21 protein-coding genes and 4 pseudogenes are annotated in these 22,249 nt (G+C 39.5%); 7 read left to right on the top strand and 18 right to left on the bottom strand.

From position 1 onward, the window contains the following. Positions 1-25: 25 nt before the first annotated feature. The 18 genes and pseudogenes from O3W44_RS01060 to O3W44_RS00975 form a co-directional block, all read right to left on the bottom strand. Positions 26-442 carry a hypothetical protein gene (locus tag O3W44_RS01060; protein ID WP_269291647.1) on the bottom strand — a complete coding sequence of 139 codons (417 nt, stop codon included), beginning with the start codon at positions 440-442 and terminating at the stop codon, positions 26-28. 64 nt (positions 443-506) lie between these two features. Further along, entirely contained in the window at positions 507-1,778 is a 1,272-nt protein-coding gene (locus O3W44_RS01055) for a hypothetical protein (RefSeq protein WP_269291646.1), read from the bottom strand. Between the two features lie 37 nt (positions 1,779-1,815). After that, a complete protein-coding gene (gene sctE, locus O3W44_RS01050; protein ID WP_269291645.1) occupies positions 1,816-3,717 on the bottom strand; it encodes a type III secretion system translocon subunit SctE in 1,902 nt (633 codons plus the stop codon). 20 nt (positions 3,718-3,737) lie between these two features. Then, positions 3,738-4,253 carry a type III secretion system translocator chaperone SicA gene (gene sicA, locus O3W44_RS01045; protein WP_269291644.1) on the bottom strand — a complete coding sequence of 172 codons (516 nt, stop codon included), beginning with the start codon at positions 4,251-4,253 and terminating at the stop codon, positions 3,738-3,740. Between the two features lie 127 nt (positions 4,254-4,380). After that, positions 4,381-5,514 (bottom strand): annotated as a pseudogene (locus tag O3W44_RS01040) (EscU/YscU/HrcU family type III secretion system export apparatus switch protein). Continuing rightward, positions 5,507-6,288 (bottom strand): annotated as a pseudogene (gene sctT, locus O3W44_RS01035) (type III secretion system export apparatus subunit SctT). Before sctT ends, O3W44_RS01040 begins: the two co-directional pseudogenes overlap by 8 nt. Positions 6,289-6,301: 13 nt before the next feature. Beyond that, positions 6,302-6,556 carry an EscS/YscS/HrcS family type III secretion system export apparatus protein gene (locus tag O3W44_RS01030; RefSeq protein WP_269291643.1) on the bottom strand — a complete coding sequence of 85 codons (255 nt, stop codon included), beginning with the start codon at positions 6,554-6,556 and terminating at the stop codon, positions 6,302-6,304. Then, a complete protein-coding gene (locus O3W44_RS01025; protein WP_269291642.1) occupies positions 6,553-7,227 on the bottom strand; it encodes an EscR/YscR/HrcR family type III secretion system export apparatus protein in 675 nt (224 codons plus the stop codon). The genes O3W44_RS01030 and O3W44_RS01025 overlap by 4 nt, the downstream gene beginning before the upstream one ends. Then, positions 7,217-8,143, bottom strand: a complete 927-nt coding sequence (locus O3W44_RS01020; protein ID WP_269291641.1) for a FliM/FliN family flagellar motor switch protein — start codon at positions 8,141-8,143, stop codon at positions 7,217-7,219. Before O3W44_RS01020 ends, O3W44_RS01025 begins: the two co-directional genes overlap by 11 nt. Then, positions 8,140-9,123 carry a SpaN/EivJ family type III secretion system needle length determinant gene (locus O3W44_RS01015; protein WP_269291640.1) on the bottom strand — a complete coding sequence of 328 codons (984 nt, stop codon included), beginning with the start codon at positions 9,121-9,123 and terminating at the stop codon, positions 8,140-8,142. Before O3W44_RS01015 ends, O3W44_RS01020 begins: the two co-directional genes overlap by 4 nt. Further along, a complete protein-coding gene (locus O3W44_RS01010; protein WP_269291639.1) occupies positions 9,113-9,565 on the bottom strand; it encodes a hypothetical protein in 453 nt (150 codons plus the stop codon). The genes O3W44_RS01015 and O3W44_RS01010 overlap by 11 nt, the downstream gene beginning before the upstream one ends. Beyond that, positions 9,549-10,847: a type III secretion system ATPase SctN gene (sctN, locus tag O3W44_RS01005; RefSeq protein ID WP_269291638.1), complete on the bottom strand. Its 1,299-nt coding sequence runs from the start codon at positions 10,845-10,847 to the stop codon at positions 9,549-9,551. Before sctN ends, O3W44_RS01010 begins: the two co-directional genes overlap by 17 nt. Before the next feature lie 18 nt (positions 10,848-10,865). Further along, positions 10,866-11,273, bottom strand: coding sequence for a hypothetical protein (locus O3W44_RS01000; protein ID WP_269291637.1), 408 nt, complete (start codon positions 11,271-11,273; stop codon positions 10,866-10,868). 11 nt (positions 11,274-11,284) lie between these two features. After that, positions 11,285-13,331, bottom strand: a pseudogene (locus tag O3W44_RS00995) (EscV/YscV/HrcV family type III secretion system export apparatus protein). A 336-nt stretch (positions 13,332-13,667) separates the two neighbouring features. Further along, complete coding sequence (sctW, locus tag O3W44_RS00990) at positions 13,668-14,189, bottom strand: type III secretion system gatekeeper subunit SctW (protein WP_269291636.1); 522 nt, start codon at positions 14,187-14,189, stop codon at positions 13,668-13,670. Beyond that, positions 14,183-14,494, bottom strand: coding sequence for a hypothetical protein (locus O3W44_RS00985; protein WP_269291635.1), 312 nt, complete (start codon positions 14,492-14,494; stop codon positions 14,183-14,185). The genes sctW and O3W44_RS00985 overlap by 7 nt, the downstream gene beginning before the upstream one ends. An 18-nt stretch (positions 14,495-14,512) precedes the next feature. After that, the gene (sctC, locus tag O3W44_RS00980; protein ID WP_269291634.1) at positions 14,513-16,150 is read right to left on the bottom strand and encodes a type III secretion system outer membrane ring subunit SctC; all 1,638 of its coding nucleotides are present in this window, start codon (positions 16,148-16,150) and stop codon (positions 14,513-14,515) included. Between the two features lie 173 nt (positions 16,151-16,323). Beyond that, on the bottom strand, positions 16,324-17,091 hold the full coding sequence (locus tag O3W44_RS00975; RefSeq protein WP_269291633.1) for a helix-turn-helix domain-containing protein: 768 nt from the start codon (positions 17,089-17,091) through the stop codon (positions 16,324-16,326). A 416-nt stretch (positions 17,092-17,507) separates the two neighbouring features. Between O3W44_RS00975 and O3W44_RS00970 the strand changes: the two genes are divergently transcribed. The 7 genes and pseudogenes from O3W44_RS00970 to O3W44_RS00940 all read left to right on the top strand — a co-directional run bounded on the left by O3W44_RS00970 (position 17,508) and on the right by O3W44_RS00940 (position 21,598). Beyond that, the gene (locus tag O3W44_RS00970; protein ID WP_269291632.1) at positions 17,508-18,773 is read left to right on the top strand and encodes a PrgH/EprH family type III secretion apparatus protein; all 1,266 of its coding nucleotides are present in this window, start codon (positions 17,508-17,510) and stop codon (positions 18,771-18,773) included. Between the two features lie 48 nt (positions 18,774-18,821). After that, on the top strand, positions 18,822-19,040 hold the full coding sequence (gene sctF / locus O3W44_RS00965) for a type III secretion system needle filament subunit SctF (protein WP_269291731.1): 219 nt from the start codon (positions 18,822-18,824) through the stop codon (positions 19,038-19,040). A 49-nt stretch (positions 19,041-19,089) separates the two neighbouring features. After that, entirely contained in the window at positions 19,090-19,413 is a 324-nt protein-coding gene (gene sctI, locus O3W44_RS00960) for a type III secretion system inner rod subunit SctI (protein ID WP_269291631.1), read from the top strand. Further along, entirely contained in the window at positions 19,413-20,168 is a 756-nt protein-coding gene (sctJ, locus tag O3W44_RS00955; RefSeq protein ID WP_269291730.1) for a type III secretion system inner membrane ring lipoprotein SctJ, read from the top strand. The genes sctI and sctJ overlap by 1 nt, the downstream gene beginning before the upstream one ends. A gap of 23 nt (positions 20,169-20,191) precedes the next feature. Next, positions 20,192-20,751, top strand: a pseudogene (locus O3W44_RS24840) (hypothetical protein). 64 nt (positions 20,752-20,815) lie between these two features. Beyond that, entirely contained in the window at positions 20,816-21,388 is a 573-nt protein-coding gene (locus O3W44_RS00945) for a hypothetical protein (protein ID WP_269291629.1), read from the top strand. Beyond that, positions 21,389-21,598, top strand: a complete 210-nt coding sequence (locus O3W44_RS00940; RefSeq protein ID WP_269291628.1) for a hypothetical protein — start codon at positions 21,389-21,391, stop codon at positions 21,596-21,598. The last annotated feature ends 651 nt before the right edge of the window (positions 21,599-22,249 follow it).

Below are 22,249 nucleotides of genomic sequence, written 5' to 3'. Positions count from 1 at the left end.
TTTTGTGTATGAAGCTGGTCATCTCTTACTGTGTCACGTACGAAGCTGAGTTTTTTTGCAACGTCGCCTCTGATGTTATCAAGACTTTTTCTGCAGTACTGCTTGTTTTAGGTTGTTCAGAATAACTGGCTGGAATAACATGATTAATTAATTTATCAAAGCGAGTGTTTTCAGCTTGACGTTGGCTGGCAACGTCTGGTTCATGGTTATTCAAAAGCGTATAAAGGGCATTTATTTTTAATGCGGGTGAGCTTTTATTTCCCGGATTGTCGCCGCTTTCTTGATTAAGTAGTACGCCAATGAGTTTTTTCAAAAAAGAAATGTTTTTATTTGGTGAAGTACTGTTGACAATGGGATCAACTAATTGCTTACTTTGAGATGACGTATTATTCATCCATAAAGAATCATTTTTCATAGGGTTCTGTAAGTTGATATTCATCATGTCTCCAGGTAAATGATAAAAGCGGGGAGCGATCGTCCCCGCATACATTAAAAAACAGCGCGTATTAACCCATACGGTTGGCAATAGCACTGACAGCATCGTTGTTATTATTCAGAATTGACATTAATGCCTGGCGGAGTCCGTTTTCGGAATCATTGGCTTTCTTAGCGACTTGCTGGAAGGTGTTGTCAACTTCATTCGTGACGCTTTGATTGCCACGCGCAATATCAGCTTGCTTACTCTCTTCGGCTGCACTTACTTCATAGGTTCCCTGAACAATAGAGTTTGTTGCATGGCCGCCCTGAGTCATCAGTTCGGCCGTAACACGTGTTTTTGAGGTGTCATTACTGATCTTCTGATGCGCGTTACGTAGCGTTGCACTCTCAAAATTCATTTGAGGATGGTGTTGCGACATACGACCCAAAACTTCAGGACTCATCTCCTGACCATTTTGAACCATTTTGTCACGACTGTTTTTGATGGCATTTTCTGACTGCGTAAGTTTAAACTCAGTTTTCGTGGCGTTAGATAAATTATTTTTAATAGAGCGAGATTCGTTATTCAGTGCTTTCAGAGAAGCGCCAGTCGAGGCACCTTGCATCCCCAGACTTAATATGCCGCCAGTGATGGTACCATTCATGCGTTGCTGGGCAGCATCAATTCCTTTGTTGCCAGCCAGAATAGCGGAATTCATGGTATTCTCAGACCACTTTGCAGCCAGCTTATTAGCTTCATTTTCATGTTTATTTAATACAGACATAATCGTCATGAAGGCTTGCATCGTTCGCATGTTACCCATGACATTTGAATAAACATGAGAAGTGCTGTCTGCCGCAGTGATATCGACCCCACCTTCCAGTGCAGGTTGTGAGCGAGTCTGGCTTGAAGATGAAGGATGTGCTGAATTTACAGCCTCTTTAGAGGCTGCTTTGGCGCTGTCATTTGTTTTTAAATGCGCAAGAGTAGATAACAGCTGGGAGCCAAAAGTTGCGGCAACAAAGGCAACAGCTTGATCTATATTATCAATGTCTTTACCTGATTTATTATTTTCAATCGCCTGGAGTATTTCAGATTTCGATGAGGCAGGGAGGGTTTTATTACTATAACTCTCAGGTATTTTCAGTTGAGCCTTGCCATCGATGATAGTTAATGAGTTGACAGTTTGGTTTAGTACTGAAGTTAAAATGCCGTCGGTTTTAACAGCGGCATGATCTAAACTTTTTGCAGTGTTTACATTACCTTTGTTGTCCTCTGCATTACCTGTATTGACAGTTTCAGGTAGATGATTATGAGTATAGGGTTGTGTTGCAAGATTAGCTGCGTTCATTATTGACATAATCAAAGCCTTATTAATCGCATGATAAGTTTTGGAGTTAAGCAGTGATGGAGCTTAATTGATGGCTAATGTATTTCCCCGCTTGAAAACTATCTTCTGCAGCAGCAGACATATCAGAAATAATAGAGTTAGCGACGCCTAAACGCTGGCTAAAATTATTTACCACCCTATCCATCATATCTGACAATATTTGCTGAAGTGCTGCATCGCGCATCATTTGCGCGCGTGCTGTTTCTGCTTTTGTCATAAGCGCGGCAACGCTGATGCCACCGGCAACCTGTAGCGTTGTATTGGCCATTGTTCCGCCAGCCAATCCCATTTGTGTGCGGGTTACGACGGTGGCCATTTTGGCTTCGTTCATACCTAAATTACGACCGAGCCCATTACTGATGCGTTTAAAAACTTGTCCAGTCGTGCTGGTAGCAATCCGGGATAACTGACTGGCGAAATGTGTTCCAATGTTGCTCATTGCTTTGCTGGCTAGCTTACTTGCTGCACTGCCTGCGACATAAACGCTTGCAATCAAAATGACTGCTGCAGCAATAGCACCTAAGATTTGTCCAACCATAGCAGCGGTAGAAGCGTCAACGCCCATTTGTTCCAGTAGCCTGGTAAGCATGTTACCGATGAGCTCCATCAATGGCTTAACGATAGAATCCATAATGGGTTGTAAGGCTGCTTGCATAAAGGATTTACCCGTCACAGCCTTGCCGACCTCATCTGCAAGCATTAACGACAGGGCAACAGCCGCGAGGGCAAGAGAGGCTCCTCCCGTGAAGATAGCGGCAGCGAAGCTCACTGCGGTAATAACCCACCCTAAAACCTTACCAATACATCCCATTGTTTTTTGGGTTTCTTCTGCTTTCCTCATTTGGTCGTCATACTCTTTTGCTTTCTTCTCAGCATCTTTCGCTGAGGCTTCAGCAAGTTTCTGTTTCAGCGCGGCATTGACTTCCAGATCTTCATTTGCGGCTTCATTGATTAATTGTGCCATTACAGCCATTAAATAGGTCAGGCTTTTGGATTGCGCGTCTTTTTGTATACGCTGCACTTCAATAACAGTAATTTGCTGCGTCGAAAGCGATCCCACTAATTTAACTGCCTCTTGCTGAGTAGTTTGCAGGGCATTTTTACTGGTTTTCTCAGTCTCAATGGCAGGTGTTAAGGTGCTTTTAACAAAGGAAGTATAAGCAACCCTGGTTGCTTCATATTTGGCGGATGCCACGTTCACATTAAGCTGAGCAGCAGCAATTTCTGCCTGCAGCTCAGGGCTAACACTGCCGAAATTCGCATTTTGCATTGCTGCCTGACTTTGCAAGCTTGCAAGTGTGGTTTTAGCACTTTCAAACTCATGCCCGGCGCTGGCTTTATCCGCAGATAACTTGTCAGCCTGTTTTTGAATGTGTTTGAGATGGTCGCTGTCAGCGGTCCACGTGAGTCCCTGTTTTTCTAGCTGGGTCGTGAGTGTTGCACTGGCCTCACTGGAGCCTTTCATCAATGAGTTATAAGCAGACAATTGATTAATGAGGTTTTGTACAGAAGATTCTGTCATCAATTTCGACATGGCAGCGAGTATGCCAGTCAGACGTGCCGAGGCATTTAAGGTCTTATCTGTGGCAGAGCTTGCCATTTCCGCTTCTGCTACGGCCGGATGCAACTGAATCGGGTCAGGCGAAAGTTTAGGAGTAAATTCCCTTTCAAACCCATTAACCACAGAACCCGAATTTTTAAGCGTGTTACTTGCATTTTTTAAAATGGTTTGTAATTGCTCCGGCTGTAAAACTTGTAAGGCTTTTTCAACCTGGCCACCTAAAACATGCTCCTTATATTGTTTATTACCAAAGCGTCTGGCCTGATCGCTGTGTTTTTTTAATTCTGAGTGACTGGCCTTTTCCAGAGAGGCATTTTTGTTAAACGAACTTATACCTTCTAAAGACATGGAATTTACTCCTTGTGTTTTTATTCTTTTGAATTTTCTTCGCTTTGCTCTGATTCATTTATCGCCGTAAGATAAACCTGAGCTTTTTCCTGCAGGTGGGCATCATTGCTTCTTTTTATTACAATTTCGAAACACTGCCGAGCTTGTACTGAACGGCGAAGCATTAAGTTACACTCTCCCGCATAGAACATAGGCCTGAAATCATTTTCAGAAAGCGTGTAAGAGAGAGCATAAAAATCTATAGCTTTACTGTAATTTTTCTTAAGTTGATAAACTGCTGCTAAACCTAAAGGGTATTCAGGATTATAAAAATCATAGATGCAGAGAAAGCGGAACAGCGATTCAGCATCATCGAGCTTTCCCTGATGGTAATATTCATAAGCGAACTTATAAACATCATGCATTGTTTGATTCGAAACGCCGTGAACATCTTTTAATGTTGATCCATTTTGGATAGCATCTAAAAGTTGAGCTGAATACTCCTCAACCTGAGTGTCGTCATAAGTTTGGCTTTCTTCACTATGATGTGTGTTCATAAATTACCTCTAAAAATTAACAGGAAACGTATCGCTGAATGTGATGAACTTGTTTGTTAATGAAAATAGTCATGAACACAGGTTAATCATAACGCTCGTCATTAAGGAAAAATATAAAAAAACAGCATTACTGGTCTGGCCGTTTTTCTTGTTCGGTCGACGAGTGCTGATGTACCTGTGCGGGCATATCATTAGAGACATTGATGTCAGCTTGTTCAAACGCAGAGACCTCTGCGTTTTCAACCTGACGCAACCAGATCAGTATATTAATAACCTCCATTAATGCTTCATCATTTATTGAGACGAAACTATATTGCTTATAATCTCTGAACAGTTTACGTGTGAGGGAAACATATCTTATAACGGGTACGCCAGTTAGTTCAGCATAAGCGATAGCAGCGCGCGCCTTCATATTTGTACAGCGTAGCGCAATAAAGGGAAGCATCGCGACTTCAGGGTTGAAATAAATGCCAATGGCAATATGGGTAGGGTTGGCAAGTATGACTTCAGAGTTTCTAATCGCTGCTCTTTCTTCCCCTGATAATATTTCCATATGAGCGCGTCTGCGTGCGCTCTTGATTTGAGGGTTACCATCAGTCTCCTTATGCTCCTGCTTAACTTCATGTTTATCCATTTTTAAATCTTTAAAGTGCAAGAAGTATTCTGCAATAAAGTCAGCTATCAAAACAAAAACAGACCAGGCGAGAAAAGCAAGAACGGTTTTTAGTGTAAACAAACTCCAGGCAGAAATAAGCTGACTGATATTGCCTTTGTAAACAGAAAGAATAGCGGGAAGCTCATGGTGTATTAAGTAATAACATGTACAAACCAGAACGGCTAAATAGCACAAAGATTTAACAAACTCTTTGACGGTACGCATGCTGAATATTTTTTTAAATCCCTCAACGGGGTTTAGCGATTTAAAATTCAAACGGATAGCTTCCGAAGCTATAGTAAACTTTGTTTGTAGCAAGGTTGCTGCCATGCCTGCGATAACGCATAACGCGATGAAGGGATAAGAAATTTCAAAAAAAACTAAAGTTAACTCGGCAAGATAATCAGAAATTTGCATTTGCTCGTTATGTAATGCTGCCGCTTGAAAGAGCACGGCAAACTGATAAAAATCTACCGCAAATACTAAGTAAAATATTCCCGCAACTAATACGATAGTTGTTATCAGATCGCGACTTTTGAAAGTTTACCCTTTTTTTGCTGAATCTCGTTTTTTCTTTACCGTAGGCTTTTCAGTTTTTTCAGCCATGATGATTTTCCTCAATGAAGAATTGCTCAAAGGCATTAGGTGAAAACATATGGAGTGGCTTTTCTGTCATTGAATGGAAGCCATACAGCATGAAAACTAAAAAAGCGATGCTACTTTTGACAGCGAGTGATAATGAGAATGGATTCAGTTGCGGACAATAACGTGCAAAGATGCCAAGCATAATTTCCGCTAACATCATAACGATCATGACGGGGGCCGCCAGCAGAATACTGCCCTCCGCTAGTTGCATAAGAAGTTCACCGGCCTGAGACCAGTTGAAATCGGCAAGCAGGCTTCCTGTGGGAAATGTCGTATAACTCTGGACAAAGGAGTCTAAAAGTATACGCATTCCCCGGTTGAAAAGAATATTGCACCAAATGCAAAGTTCATGAAGCCAGACAATATTGAACTTTGCACGCCATTTACCGGATCGATGCTATCGCTGATCGTAGCGCCACGTTGATTATCAAGAATTTCACCGAGTGCAATAATCAGCCAAAAAGGTAAGCAAAGAGTAAGTGCTAGCATCAAACCAACAATTGCTTCCTTAACCAAAACAGTAAGCCAGCCTTGCTCAAATGCAACCGGTGAATCCAGATAGGGCCATAAGCCTATTATTACCAAATAAATAACCGTATTTTTAACAATAAGATTCGAGAGAACACGCTCTCCAAGCACGGGTAACATATAAAAGACAATAGCCAGCCGCGCATAAGCAAAAACTAACGTTAAAATGCTGTGCTGAAAATTTAAATAGAGCGTAAATATTGACATGCCTTTACTCTTTTTAGCTGAAGCCCATGGTAAAAGCTTGAAATGCAAAATTCATCGTTTCGGCTGAAAACCATTCTAAAAGCATAAAAATACTGGCGAACACAGCGAGCATTTTTAAGCCAAAAGGCAGAGTTTGTTCCTGAATTTGCATCACAGTCAGAAATAAACCAACAATAAGACCGACCAGTGTAGCGAAAACAATGGGGACTGCTGTTAACTTTAAGACAAGCAATAAAGCGGAATTGCTAATAAAAAGCACAGTATTCATAGTGTCATCAACTCGGCATATTGTGAAATAAGCCCTTTGGTTACCAGCGCCCACCCATCCATTGCTACAAATAAAATGAGCTTAATGGGAATGGAGATGGTAACGGGGCTCATCATCATCATTCCTAATGCTAAAAGGATGCTTGAAACCACCATGTCAATCACAACAAAAGGCACATATATATAAAAAGCTATTTTGAAAGCACTCTGTATTTCGCTTAACGCATATGCAGGCATAAGCGTCATTAAAGGCAATGAACTCATTTCAAAATTTTCTAAAACAGGTTCAGGTTCGCCTTCACGATGTTTCTGCTGTATTTTGTTAAAGTATCGAATGAGATCAGGATCTGAATACTTAACGAGATAATCACGATAACCGACCAACCCATTATCCATAAGCAGCGATACTGACCTTGAACTATTGAAATCAATATTATTTTTTTCAATATACTCCGTTATGCTTTGAGTGACAGGCATCATAACAAATGCAGTTAAAATGATAGCAATACCGTTCAGCGTTAATGTTGAAGGTACCTGTTGAATACCAAGCGCGTTTCGCACCATAATTAGTACTATTGAAAATTTTATGAAACATGTTCCTCCAGCAATAATAAAAGGAAGTAACGTGAAAAATGAAAGTAAAGCAATCAGGGATATATCATTAGTCAACATTCTGATCTTTCGCTACGCCGTTTGAAAAATTATTGATTTTATTAACTTCTACAGCTAACGAACCATTTTCTAAAGCGACTAATTCACCCTGGGAAAAAAACTTCTTATTGAGGTAAATACTGACTTTTTTTTCGGCATTGGGCGTTAATGGAAGCAGACTACCCTGTTGAATGGTATCTAACTCATTCAAGGTGAGATTAAAGCTATCAAGTACAATTTCCACTTCGACCGGTAAGCTTGTCCATTCAAAAATTACACCTTTATCCTGGCTTTCCATTTCGTTTGTAATGTCTAATTTTTGTTCCACAATAATGTCCATTTCTGCTGTGATGTTTAATTTGAAAAGTGAAAAATTTCCGATTTTTAGTTCAGGGTTGACAGTCATTATTCTGATTAAATCGCCCTGTTGTATATCAATGAGCAAATCCAGGGGTAAATAGCTTATGCCAATCACATAACGTGCAATGAAAGGAACTTCATTTATTGCCAGTTTATTTTGAGATGAGATATCGCTGATCGCTTCTGGCCATTCACTTAAATATAAATCGCAGGGGTTAGCGGGTAAGCCAACAAGCAATGCCGGTAGAGGTAACGTTGGGACCCTGGCATTTTTGATTTCCCACGATCTGCCTAAAACCGTGAAAACTACGTGCTGTCCTTCAAGCCACTGAGCTATATATCGTATAGAAATGCGTTCCCAGGGCATTTTGGGAAAATTTGTGCCTTCTGCATGCAGCAATTCATCAGCATCGACCCAAATCGAAACAGACTCATCTGATTCACTTACCATTTCAACCCGTAAATAACGATGCTTGCAGTCAGTCTGTATGAGTGAGCTGCCAGGTAAGCTGGATTGCAGAGTTTGCAGAGCAGAATATTGTTGATTAACCTGACGCAGGCATGTGCTTAACTTCATTCCTGCTCCTCTTCTTGATCTTGACCCTGAGAGTGATTTTCGCGTTCCTCATCATCGCGTTCCAGATGATAAATTTCAGGGGCTTGTTTAGGCCAATGCTCGATGTGTCGCTGCATTGCATCAGCCGCCCTTGAATCAGATGCCTGAAGAATGACATTACCCTCACGGAAATTTTCCTGCGGTAAAGAGACTTTTACTGAGTGATCGCCTGACCAGCGTTGAAACTGAAAGTTAAAACTGATTGGTTTTTGTGTTTCATTCATATTCTCAGTATAATTTACGCGATTTTTGATTTGAGATAATTGCGCTGTCACTAACTTATTATTCAGTTTTTCGTTATTTTCAATGTTGCCCTTTTTGTTTGATAACGTTGCAGGCATGATGTTCAGGTTTCTGTCATACGCATACATTAGAACGGGGTCATGGTTAATGAAAATTTTTGAATTATGATTTCTGTCTTCTGATGAAGTCAGAATAAGCCTGGTTTCTTCTGTTAGTGTTTTCTTGAGGTTGGTGAATGTGGCGTTTTTATCTAAGCTTGTATTTTCAAAAAGCGAATTGCAACCCGCTGATTCACTTTTTACAGGCATGGGTTTGATGTCTAATGTTGGCTTTTTCTGTTTCAAGTTTGAATAAGGCGACATCAACTCCTTTTTAGAGTTAGTGACACTAATAACGTGCGATAAATTTGAGGAGTAACTTTGTTCTTGAAATGCCTGCCATTCCTTTCCAGTCTTTGAAACGTATTTGTTTTTATAGTCTGGATTTTGTAAAGTGAAACCACCTCTTTCTCCCTTTGCGTTAAATGGCAATGGCGTCATCAATTGAGGTAGCATTGCTGCCAAAGACATTTCCTCTGGTATCTGACCTTTTAGCTTCTTTTGTTTAGCGTGCTGTAGGAAGCTTTCCTGCATATCATTATTAGCGGATTTTTCTGTGTGCGCTAAATGGGTTGCACCTTGAATGCTTTTATTTACCATAAACAGCTATCTCTTGGATTTCATTTTCAAGTTGAAAATCAATTTGGATGTTTGATTCATATTTTAATTTCAACACCCATGAGGAAATTTTAGCCTGCCTTTTATCTAACATTTTTTTCGCATGGCAACATTTCGCCATCATTGCCTCTAACTCTTTTTTGTTATCCTCAAGCGAAAGGATATACTGAACAATCTCTTGCTGACAGCTAAGCAACATACCTTGAGCTCTAATCATATTGTAGATTTGTTCACGGCTCTGCACGCCTGACGGTATAATGTCTTCAAGCTGTTTGTTAAGATGTTCAATTTCACTCATGGCATTTTTCAATTTATCATCAATGGTAATTAATTTGCGATTGATACAATGAATTTCCCTGTTTAAAAGAAATTGTTTTTTCTCAAGAAACATTAAAAAAGAACGTCCTTTATGTAAGGCATTCATATAATCTTTCCCAGCAAGTTATAATGGCGGTTTTTTCTGCAAGTGGCTGTTTTAAGAATTCTTCCATAATCTTCTTTTTATCAAATGCCTCGTCATTATCAGGATTCTCTCCTGGGCGGTATTCACCTAAATCTATATAAAGTTGCATCTCTTGTTGTCTGACCATAAGCTCACGAAAGCGTGAGGCCGCATTTAATTTCTCATCATTATTAACTTGCTGAAATATTCGGCTGATACTTTGCAGGATATCGATAGCTGGATAATGTCCCTGCGCAGCCAACTTCTTACTAAGATAAATATGGCCATCAAGAATCGAACGAACTTCATCTCCAATGACGTCAGGTTCTTCTTCATTTTCAATGAGAACGGTATAAAAAGCCGTTACGGAGCCCGTGTAAAAACGGCCCGGCCTTTCAAGAATTTTTGGCAGAGCTTCAAAAACCGAGGCGGGATAACCGCGGCGTGCCGGCAATTCTCCCATACTCAGCGCCAGGTCGCGTAATGCACGAGCATATCGAGTAATGGAATCGATAAAGAGCAGCACGTTTTTACCCTGGCTACTGTAATATTCGGCTATTGCAGTGGCGATTTGTGCTGCGTTGCAACGTTCCACGCATGAACGGTCAGAGGTGGCATACACGACAACGATTTGATTATGCCGAGATGAACGCTTGAGCTCTTCTACAAACTCAGTCACTTCACGGCCCCGCTCACCAATCAAGCCAATGACGTAGATATCGGCATCTGAGTGTTCAACAATCATACTCATCAGTGACGTTTTACCGCAGCCGGCAGCAGCAAAAATACCGACACGCTGCCCTTTTGCACAAGTGAGTAAACTGTCTATAGCGCGTATACCCGTCGCCAGTACTTCTGTAACGGGTTTGCGCTCGGTAAAATCCTTTGGTTTACCTGAGACAAGCAAACTTTCGCTCTCTGTCACTTCAGTGGTTATGTCGTTTTCATTCAAGCGATCTTTGATATTGCCTGTAGCATCTAGAACAGCCCCGGCTATCTGTTCATGCATTTTGAATTCGAATGGTTTTCCAGTGGGTATGAAGACGTTACTTCGGGAATACCCTTGATTATCATTCAGCAAGCTAAGCAATGTATGTTCTTTAGTGAAAGCAATAACCTGTGCGTAGCCGATGACAGATGCATCTGAAAGCGATTTCTGTATTTCACAAATCTCACCGATTTGCGTATCAGGTAATAAGGCCTCTACAACATTACCCTGAATGCGAATCGGATGGGAAATATGCACAAAACATTGCTTATTCATGCTGATCGGCTTCCGTAATTAGTGCAGTGCATTACGGTATTGCACTAAAATGGTCAGGAAAGTGTCTAACATATTCATAAAGGATGAAGCAGAATCAAGGTGATTCTCTTTAACCATCGCGCGTATTTCTAAGTTCCCATTGGCTAAATATAGCGCGGGCTGACCGAGGTAAAACACTTCTTCATCATGCTCAAGAATGAGTGACAGTAAATTGGCGCTACAGTAATTAAGAGCTGATTCTGAATACTGACCGAGTTGCGACCAAACCCAAACCTCATCAGTATCACATTTCAGATGGATAGCCGGAATGTCATCTTTCATGTTAAGCGAAATTGTTGAGTGATTACTTAAGTCGCTTTCGATTAAATCATTTGCGCCCACTTCCTTTAACATTTCATTTAAAATTTCAGCAATATTATATTTCATTTTATCCTCTCTTAGTTTCTTAGTGAACCGATAACATCTAATTTTACCGTATTGGATATTTCACCAAATGAAAGCACTTCCATTTCTGGATAATGCCCTTCAACTAGTTTTTTTACGAAACGGCGTATATCAAGCGAGACCATTAAAATGACATCACGTGCATTGATTCCATTAACCTGGATACATTCGCTCAGCCTTTGGATAATCGCTTCTGTTTCAGGAGGGGTAAGATTTATAAACGTTCCTGAAGATGTCTGCCTAACGCCCTCTCTAATCATATTTTCAAGTTCATGCGACATAACAAGTGTTCTTATTTTTCCATCAATGGAAAACCGATTTGATATATAGCGTGATAAAACACCCCGAACATGTTCAACCAACATAATCGGGTCCTTTTCCTTGGGTGACCATTGCACGAGAGCCTCCAGAATTAAGCGCATATTTCTGATGGAGATTCGCTCCTGAAGCAGGCGCTGGAAGACTTCCGTGATACGTTGCACTGTATTGTTACGGTAACATTCTTTTAATAATTCTGGATATTTAGTCTCTAAATCGTCCAGTAATGTTTTGGATTCCTGAATACCAAAGAATTCTGATATGTTATGTGCCGTAACGAGGAAATGCATGCATAAAACTCAGCGATGGCGCTTCGTGTAATAAAACCTAATTTATGCGCGCGTTCGCACCTATCTTCAGGCAGCCAAAACGTTGTCTCTTGTTCGCTCTCAACGATATGCACAGAATTATCGATCACCTGATATTCGTCTCCGCGCATTAAAATTTTACTCATGCCTGGCAGTACATCATAGCTCGCAACGCGAATTTCATTAATAGCAATAGTTAACTTTCCCGGTTCGGCATCTTCACTATAGTTCATCAGAATATTGGGTAGTCTGACACCGTATTCTATAAAGAATTCCTTCTTCAGGAATGAGGTAATATTGTACTCATTCAGAAGCTTTTCATGACCTTTGAATGCAGTAATAATCAGAGGGACTGTTTCAGGAATATACTCTCCATCAATAACAACAGGTTTTGGCTTGTTATCTTGCGCATCAGCCTCACTGTTGTCTTCCGTTATGGTTTTGTCTTTTTCTTTTCATCTCGCCAGTGTTTTATATATAAAGCGACAAGAATAGAGGCCAAAACAACAAACACAGGCAATGGAAAGCCAGGCAAAAGCCCTAATCCTATACAAAGAAAAGCAGTTACAAGTAATATGAACTTATTTGAGAACATATCTTGAATGACTTTAGCACCCAGATTACTTTTTTCATTATCATTGACTCGGGTAACAATAAAACCGCCACTGATTGAAATGAGCAGTGCGGGAATCTGCGCAACCAAAGCATCGCCGATGGTTAATAAAGTATATACAGACACGGCTTGTGAAACCTCCATGCCATGCTGGAGTACACCGACCGATATTCCCCCTATTAAATTAACAAAAATGATAACAATACCTGCTATTGCATCACCTTTGATAAACTTCATTGCTCCATCAAGCGCGCCGTAAAGCTGGCTTTCAGCTTCCAGATCACTGCGGCGACGGATAACCTCTTTTTCATTAATTATACCCGCCTTCAGGTCAGCATCTATACTCATTTGCTTACCTGGCATCGCATCCAGAGAGAATCGCGCAGCAACTTCCGCAATACGTTCAGAACCCTTTGTAATAACAATGAATTGCACAATTGTGACGATGAAAAATACAACGAAACCAACGATAAGATTATCTGCAATAACAAACTCACCGAAGCTTGCGACGATTTCACCTGCATCAGCATCTTTGAGAATTAATCGGGTAGTACTGATTGATATAGCCAGCCTGAAAATTGTGCTAATCAAAAGGACTGAAGGAAATGAGGAGTATTCCAATATGCGAGTAATATAAAAAGAACCCAGAAATATTAACAAGGCGATAGTTAGATTAATGCCAATAAAAAAATCAACTAAAATAGTAGGAAGTGGAATGATAAGCATGGCGACGACCATGATCATCATCGTAAGAATAATAAGCTCAGGCCGGTTTCTTATTTGAAGGATAAATTCGCGCATTCTAAATTACCATCGCATTGATGCGGTTAATAAGAAAAAATCTATTGTTATCACTTGTAGTATTCCTTCCAGTTCCCCAGATTTCTTTCCTTTGCTTCCAGCTGTGTCACTAAGTCTGTGAGCGTAGTCAACAGGAGTTCCTTGGCGTCCATATTGGGAAAAATCCTTTCTGGAGTCTCACTAAATATCACTTTTAGTGATTGCAATACAGCTGCGCGTTCTTTGATAAACAAATTTCGTAAAAAAGATTCATTAAAGTATTTTAAATTCTCCTCCAGTAAGTCTTGCGCAAGGAGGCCATTAATATAAATACCAAGGATGCTTTTTTACAATCAATTATATTTTCTTTATGCATTCGTTCAAAAAAGATAGATTTGAAAATCGCTGCAGTAATTTCTGATCCATCGTGTGAATGACCCTTGTGTCAGATAATTTTTCACTCAGCGGACCAAACTCTTCATAGTGAATGCCCGGTACAAGTGCTTTGATATCGATAATCAAGGCGCTCATCATAAATGCCAACATTCGTAAGCGATTGTTGAAACCGTATTGTTCTATCCAGTCATTGTAAATATAGCTACAAGGCAAATCTAATTTAAGGAAGCGTAAATAGCCAGAGCGCAATTCTTTGGCAGTTAAAGGCTGATTGCCGCCTTCAGTGCTGAAATTACGCGCCAGTTGGCCAACATTCATTCCTGAACGCATTTTCTGGCTGTCTGAAAACTTTTCTAAATCATCAATCGCCTCTTTAATCTTTTCCTTCATCAATTTTGTCAGCTGGCGGCTCTTCAGTAATTCTTTCAAGGCCAGCATAAGGTCGCTATCATCCGGGAAAAGGCTGCGGGCTAAATTTAGCAAGTTATCTTTTGCAATAACGTTTTGGTAACATGCCTGATTAATGTCTCTAATTTCTCTTCTGCTTTATCTTCAAGTATTGATGCGATTAAATCATTTTCGCCATCATTCTGCTTACGCCCGGTGCGATTGAAACGACCAAAAGCACTCAGGATATCGGCCATTTCCTCCGCAGCGTCATGAAGAGCTACTTGCAAATTGATAACGGGTTCCCTGTCAAAATCATCAATAGCCGGAGCACGGCTTGATGTATTTACTGTGTTATCTTGATGACCAAAATTATGAGAACCTGCAGGACGAATTAGCATTGTTTATTACCTGTCCTGTTAATTTTGTTTCATATATTGCTGTAACATAGAAACAGTTGATTTTAATGTGACCTGGTCACCAGAAATATTTTTTCCTAATTCTGGATTTTCGCTGAGCTTTCCCTGCCAGGTTTCGCCATGTGATAGCACTCTGGGTTGAATAAGAAACAGACGAATCATATCTTTATGACTTGTGTAACTATAATCGAACAGCCATTTTCCTACTAAAGGAATATCCTTGAGTAAAGGAATGCCAATACTATGATATTCATCCTGTTTACGGGTATATCCGCCAACTAACAGGCTGTATCCCATTGGTACTCGCGCCCCGGTGCTAATTTGTGTGTTGTTTACCACAGGCAATGTATCAACCAGTACAGTCTTGCCATCTGAATTAACAGGTAACGTGCCATCATTGATATTTAAGATCATTTCAATTTCTTTGCTGCGGTTCGCCAGACGTGGTAACACGCTGATCATGGTTCCATACGTCACTTTTTCTAAAGAAGAGGTTCTCTCGCCAACAAGCCGGGCGTAAAAACTACTGTTATTATCAAAAAGTGCCGGAACGTTTTCCTGTGTCAGTATCTCGGGACGGGAAACGACTTGTGCATTACCCTTTCTGGCCAGTGCAGAAACGTCAGCTAAAAAGTTCAAACTGTTGGTTGGTGTTAACGTGCTGGTGTTAAATCGAAGTCCGGTTTTTCCTACTGTTGCAGATCCCTGCCAGCGGATACCTAATTCATTAACATCTTCTTTCGAGACATCTAAAATCCATAATGAAAGCTGGATCTGTTGTTTTGGGATATCAATAGCATTGACTAAATCTTCAACAAAACCGACTTGTCTTGACGAGCCCTGGATCAAAAGACTGTTTGTATCAGTGTAAGCCACGATATTGATCGGGTTTTCATGATGAGAGAGAGTACGTTTTGCTCGTGCTCCCTGCGGGGCGCTATTAAAGGAAGGTAAAAGAGGATAATTGCCTGTTTGCTGTGGAGCTATATTCTCTAATGCCTGGCGCGTTTCAGAATCAACCGTAATACTGGCTGCCCCAATAGTTGCTTGTTGACGGCTTCCCACCGCCGGGCTGTTCAATAGTTGATTCAGAACGGTAGCAACGCCAGGGATCGTTTTCTGTTCACCGCGCTGTGTATAAACGCGATCATTCACAAACGTATTTTTTAACTTCAATACGCGGATCGTTGTCTCGCCGCTACTCGCATGTGAATACGTTACATCAATGTATTTGGCTGCTGCTGCTACCAGCTCAACATAGACTGGAGGCCCTGATATGTAAAATGATCCTGAATGACCATTCGATTTGGGTGGAAAACGCACATCATACAGACCAGTAGATTTTAAATAAGCCACTAATCGATCAAAGGGAGCATGGCTCAGCCTGATGACACGGCTTTGAATTTCATTAGCATCATATATATAGATGGAGCTGCCGTCGTCATACCATATCAAAGCTGTTTTTTCCGCTACGGAGATCAGCAATTCTTTTGGTTTTGATAAGTCAAAGTTTCCCGAAACGCGCTTCTTAACGGCTTCGCTACTGACAATAACAGGCTTGTGTAAGAGGCTGCCAATAACGTAAAAAAGCTGCTGAATACTGTTATTACTTGCGACATAGATATTTTCATTTGGCATTGTCAAAGCGGAGTCAGTTTGAAAATCATTTGATTTTTTTGATCAAATAATGTTCCATAGGCAGGGTTAAGCATACATGTGCTGACTAACATTACCACCACACTATACTGTGAAAATTTAGCTATCAAGCGACTCATTGAAATAACCTTCAAGTTTTTTAAACTCCTTTGGAGTTAAACCAAATATTTTTTTATTTCTGTGGAGAAATGCGATGAAGAAGCATAACCATTATTCCATGCCACTGAAGAGATAGAATCATTGCCTTCGATCAGCTGTAACGCACTGTTTGCTGCTCGCCACATTCTTACTTTCTTTTTCGGCCCGCAAGAAAAAATGTTATAGCATAACTTTCTGAAATAAGATTCGGAAACGCCATATTCTTTGCAAGCGTTATATATTTTTTTGGCATCGCTTTCTCGATCAATATCTACAACTTGTTTTAATAAAAATTGTACTATCCAGTAACTTTCTCTTTTCCGGATAAAGTTAAACAACTTATTCATTGCATATCTATGCACAGTGGCGTTGTTTTCAAAAAGAACGTACATAAAAGAAAGGTTATTGTTTTGGAGTTCTATAGCAAATGCGTCATCATGCTCAAATAGCAAGCTGCCATTGCCCTCAGCTACACTATTTAATTCATTGTTATTAAGTGCCGTAAATTTCGCTTCTCTAAATGCTATCAGGGTAATAAGTTCTGCTAATGGGCAGTGCTCAATCTCCCACTCACCCGTCAGGCTAAGTTTCATCGCATTTTTCGCTATGACAAGGGTAGGTTTATTGCCTTCATAAGCATAATGATCATCACCCTTTGCGCAGGTTATTTTAAAGTAACTGGTGCTGTGTTGTGGTTTAATAATCATTGCTGAATAAAGCATTATCTTGATATTGCCATCAGTGAAGTTTGCTTTTTCTTTTCTTATTAGTTCTAATTTTGGCATCTCATGCTTGAAGTTTATATCTTTGTTAATGATGTTTTTTTCATATTAACTCCCATAAAGCATGCCATTATTAAATAGTAAGCCTTTATCAATAAAGATCTGAAGGTCCAAAGTTCAATAAGCCCGGCTTTCCCTTTGGAATAAGGCTACGACATTCAGGATTAACTATCGTGATCTAACAATCAACCAAAAAAACTTAATTAAACGTTTAAGATTAAATATAAGTAATTAAAATGCTTATAAGGAATTGCAAATGCTGCATAAGAAATTAATAAAGAGGTATTGATAAGGAGTTGACTTGTTTTCATTGACTAAGGATTTGTAAGAACATTACTATCCGCTCATGAATGACAAGCCAGTAAGCATACGTCTTGCAATAAATAAGTTGCTTGATGATTGGGCATAATAAGATAACCATGACCAGTGAAACAGATAAAAATAGCATAGCTGATACAAATCCTGTTGAGTGTTTTACACTAAAGATTTTCTTTGGGCCAATGTTTGGATGCGAATTGCATCTCCCTGCTGATAATTATTTCATTATCATCCACAACAATTTTGTTCCTGATAGTGGAAAACAACATTTTCCTGGCGATAATTTATCATCAGATCACGCGGCTGAATATGCTTTAAAAACATTGTATATTCCATGTGAAATTGACTCCCCAAATATCGCTTTACATCTTTCCAGGGCGGAATTTTCTGGCGACAGGGGCGGGTATAAAGCAGAGATAAATGACATCAGTGGTTCTGGTGCTTCACTGATGTATGAAAATGAAATTTTCAGGCATCAACATATCGCTTTTGCGCTGAAAAAAAGTCAAGACAGTTGGAGCGATGAAATAATTAATTTTAATTCCATCCACAGTGCAAACCGTGCTGGCAAACTGTCAGGAATTATTAATGAGGTTAAATCAAAGAGAGGTTTTAAGAAGATAATAGCTATCGTTTTAATTATTTTATTATTATCTGTTGGCGTTATAAGCACTTATAAAAACCATGAATATAATAACGAACTGGATGCAGTACGCCAATCTCTTGCGGGTTCTCCCTCACCAGTTAGCATCCTGAGAGGGCATGATAAAGCTATCTATGCTATCGCTGACGATTACAGATCATATCAATGGTTAAAAGAGGCAGCCTTCAAACTAACAAATGTGCATCATATTACGCCCTTATGGAAGAAGGATATAAAGCAAGACATTGTTGAGCAATTGAGAAAAAAAGGTTACCCCGTGTTGCAGTTAGACATGACACAGTTGAGCCATCCTGTTTTGTTCGTTTATAAACCTTTAAATGTTAGCCAGACCACGCACTTAAAATCGCTATTTTTGGAAAAAATTCATTTTGCTGATGATATTGACATCGTTCTTCGGGAAAAGATTGAATTACTTAAACAGGCTCGTCAGGGACTTGATCGGTTACATATTTATTATCGTCAAATTAAAACGGAAAGTGGTTACGCACTTGTTGTAAGAGATGCGTTAAGCGACCATATGATTCTTGCACTTAGACGTTTTATACATGATTTTTACCACCAGTGGGGAAATGATGTCATCAATTTCTCAATCAACCTTGATGAGAACTGGCTCCAAAATAAGTCCTATCTGAGTTCTAAAAATGGTTACTTATTTCTTAACCCACTTCACTGGTACTTTCCCATCAGCAAAGGAGATTTATAATATGCCAACAATAACCCCCCGCCGCTTAACTGGGCCGGAGATTACTTTCTGGATAAACTGGCCTATGGCTTTGAAACTGGTGCTTCTGGCATGATGGCAGATTTAGCCGCTGCGGAAGAACAGCTTAAGGCTGATCCATCCAATCCCTCTGTTTTAGCAAATTATCAAGCCAAGCTGCAAGAATACACCCTGTTTCGTAATGCACAAACCAGCACTGTAAAAGTCTATAAAGATATTGGCGCTGCAATTATCCAAAACTTCCGTTAATTTCATACAAGAGGTACGGTTTACCGTACCTTTTTAATAAGGATAAATCATGAGCTTAACAATCGACTCTATTCAGGCATTGATAAAGAATTTTTCAGGTGATTTAGATGTCAAAAATGATCCTTCTATTACTGTCAGCGATAAATCATTTGATGCGATTGTGTCGAATGCTTTCAATAAAGTAAGTGACACACATTCAGATTATAAACGTGTTGTTAATGCTTTAAGTCAATCACCAGAGTTCACAAGTAACCCTGAAATGTTACAACATCTACAAAATTATCTCGGTGAATACAGTAATTATGTATCTCTGGTAAGTGCACTTTCTCGTAAAGTCGTCAGCACTATAGAAACACTGGAAAAATCCCAGTGATATATAAGTATAACTTGATAAGATTTATCATTGTGTGTTTCTCTGCTTTTTTAATCACTGCATGCAATGATAACAAACTACTTGATAATTTGACTCAGCAGCAGGCTAACCAGGTATTAGCTATATTACAGCAGCATAATATCTCAGCGCAAAAAACGGGCACCCTAAAAGGGGGTTATAGTATAACTGTTGGAAAGACGGAAACGACTTCCGCGCTCTCAGTCATAAATCAATATCAACTTCCCTGGCAAGCGGATGTGCAAATCCAACAAGCTTTTCCAGACAGCTCTCTTGTCGCATCACCTCAAGCAGAACACGCAAAGGTAATTTCGTTACAAGAACAGCGGCTGGAGCAATCGCTACGCATTATTGGTGAAGTTGTTAATGCTAAAGTACATATCAGTTACCCTTCTTTTGAAAAAAATGGTAACGGCAAAAGCTATACAGCGCATGTTGGTGTGTTAATCACATATAAAGGAGATGTAGAAGAAAATATTTTCATATCTCAAATCAAATCTTTTATCAAAAACAGCATTGAAAATGTCAGGTATGAAAATATTTCCGTGGTGCTATTCCATGCACCTACAATTCAACACGCACCTCCCATGCCGGCCGCCGCTAAAGATACTAATGCCTGGATTATGCCGCTTATTGCTTTTATCGGAATGATAACTATTGGTGGCTATTTTCTATTTACCAAACGGAATGCCCGAACATCCGTTACGGGAAATAAAGATTCCAATGAAACAATATAAGATAGATGTAAGAGATTAGGCTTATGTTTAATGATGAAGATCAAATACTCAAAATTTTATATAACCCGCTAAGTTATACACACTTGAGTCATCTACCGGAGGCTTTCCTTCCGGTTAACTCTTATAACATGATGTTGCTCAATGAATGGTTATATATTAATAAAAATTTGCCAGACTTTGATGAGACTCAACGCGACTGGTACGTTTGTTGTGAAGTGTTACTAAAAAACTGGATGAAGATGTCATCTGTGGCGCATTTGACGGGGGCTATTTATTGAGGGAGGATCTGCGTGGCTACACGCCTTTAGTACTTACTGATCCTTTGCTTTCAATGTTCATTTCCTTACCATTAAAAACACGAGTCATTTTACCCGAGGCGCGTTATTCGCCTCATGATACGCTTCGTTGTGGCGCAGCCTTTATTCTTCGACAATTTACCCTACTGCCCTTTGCATTCAGACAACGTTTTCTTTTGATTTTTCCCTTTGAGATGGAACTCATCAATCTGGATTGTTCACCTGATCCCGATAATCTCAACTTAATCAACATGGCAATTAATTATGCGAATAATATCTCTCGATGAATTACCCGACGATTTCAGAGATGTTTTTATAATAAAATACAGTGACAGAGTCCGAAAGAAAAAAATGGGGCTTGCTATAGAGAGGACAATCAATCTTTGCAATGAAATATATAAGGATAGTGAAAAAGAAAACCATAAAAGATATGAAGAGTTAACGCGCAAAGCATTTACTGAAGGCTATGAAAAATTTTTCTGTGAATTTTTATCGGTAGTTTGTCAGTATGAAAATTTGCAGAAAAAGAACTTTGCTGACTATCGTCGTTCATTAATAGATAACTTAAAGGGTTCTCTGCGTGATCCCATCATTGTTGAAAGAATCATTTTCTATCTTAATAATGAATGTGAACGTTATGAAGAATTGACGCTAATTATTCCCGAAAATATTAAGCTGCCTGATTCTGTAGCATCACTTAAGATCATCAGGACCGAAGATGAAAGTATTACCCTTCGTTCGGGTTCTCGTGCTGTAAGGTTTCCAACAGGGAGTTTATGCCAGCAGTGGATGGATGAAGCAGATAATAAGCAGCGTTCAAACATGAAAGACAAAGCTTCAATCTTGCAAGGCTTTATAAATAGTTTATCTGCGCATCTTCCCTCAAGTGAGTTGCTTTTAACCGATAACGCAAATGGTGATTAAATGATTACTGTAAACAAACCAAATGATAATAATTCTCCTTTTCCGAATAATGTATCCGATTCAAATGGAGAGATGTTTATGAAAATGCTCAATAAAAAAGCTAGTGAGCAGGTGACTGGCGAAGATTTAGCAGTGCAATTGTCTGTTTTTAACTTTATACAAAAAGTTTTTATAGATGACGGTACGACAGTTAAACCAGAGCTTTGGTGAATTTTTTGAATCAACCCGGTCTACTGGTCGGGTTATAAATTAAAAGGACTATGTTTCCCATTAAATTATTGCTTTTTGCTTTTCTTATTTTCCCTGTCAATAAAGGAGATGCGAGTGATTGTATTACTGAGGCTGCTCAATGCTTTTATTTAAACCTTGTCCTCATTAAAGTCATCATTTGGCAAGAGTCTCAGGGAGTTCAGGAAAGAAAAAACGAAAATAGCAATAAACGTATGATGTAGGCTTAATGCAAACAATAGCATACATTTTGATTAGTTCGATAAAATGGGCATTACCGCAGTTTAACTAAAAAATAACGGTTGCGTAAATGTTTTTTCAGGTTCTTTCCTTTTACAGAGGAACATCCTCCGTCATGGATATCCCTGAGAAGCTACAGGTAATTATCATTCTAAAAATGAAGTGCATAACAAAAAGTATGTAGATAACCTTATTATAAACATTAGCTCCAACTTTAATAGGGTTGATTTTTTGAAAGTCTTTACATTTTCACCGGGTGCAGTATGGCAACGTTTCATAAAGTATTGCAAGCGAAGATAATTGATCCGGGTTTTATTGCTGGGCCACGCTGCTCTGAATAGTTAATTGATTATTCATTTCTTCTTTTTATGCGCAAAACAGCAGAAAAATTAC

Origin of the sequence: Pantoea sp. LMR881 (genome assembly GCF_027157825.1) — a bacterium.
GTDB classification, from domain to species: Bacteria; Pseudomonadota; Gammaproteobacteria; order Enterobacterales; family Enterobacteriaceae; genus Pantoea; species Pantoea haifensis.
Note: the sequence above shows the minus strand (reverse complement) of the source record. Positions and strands in the feature narration are given on the sequence as shown.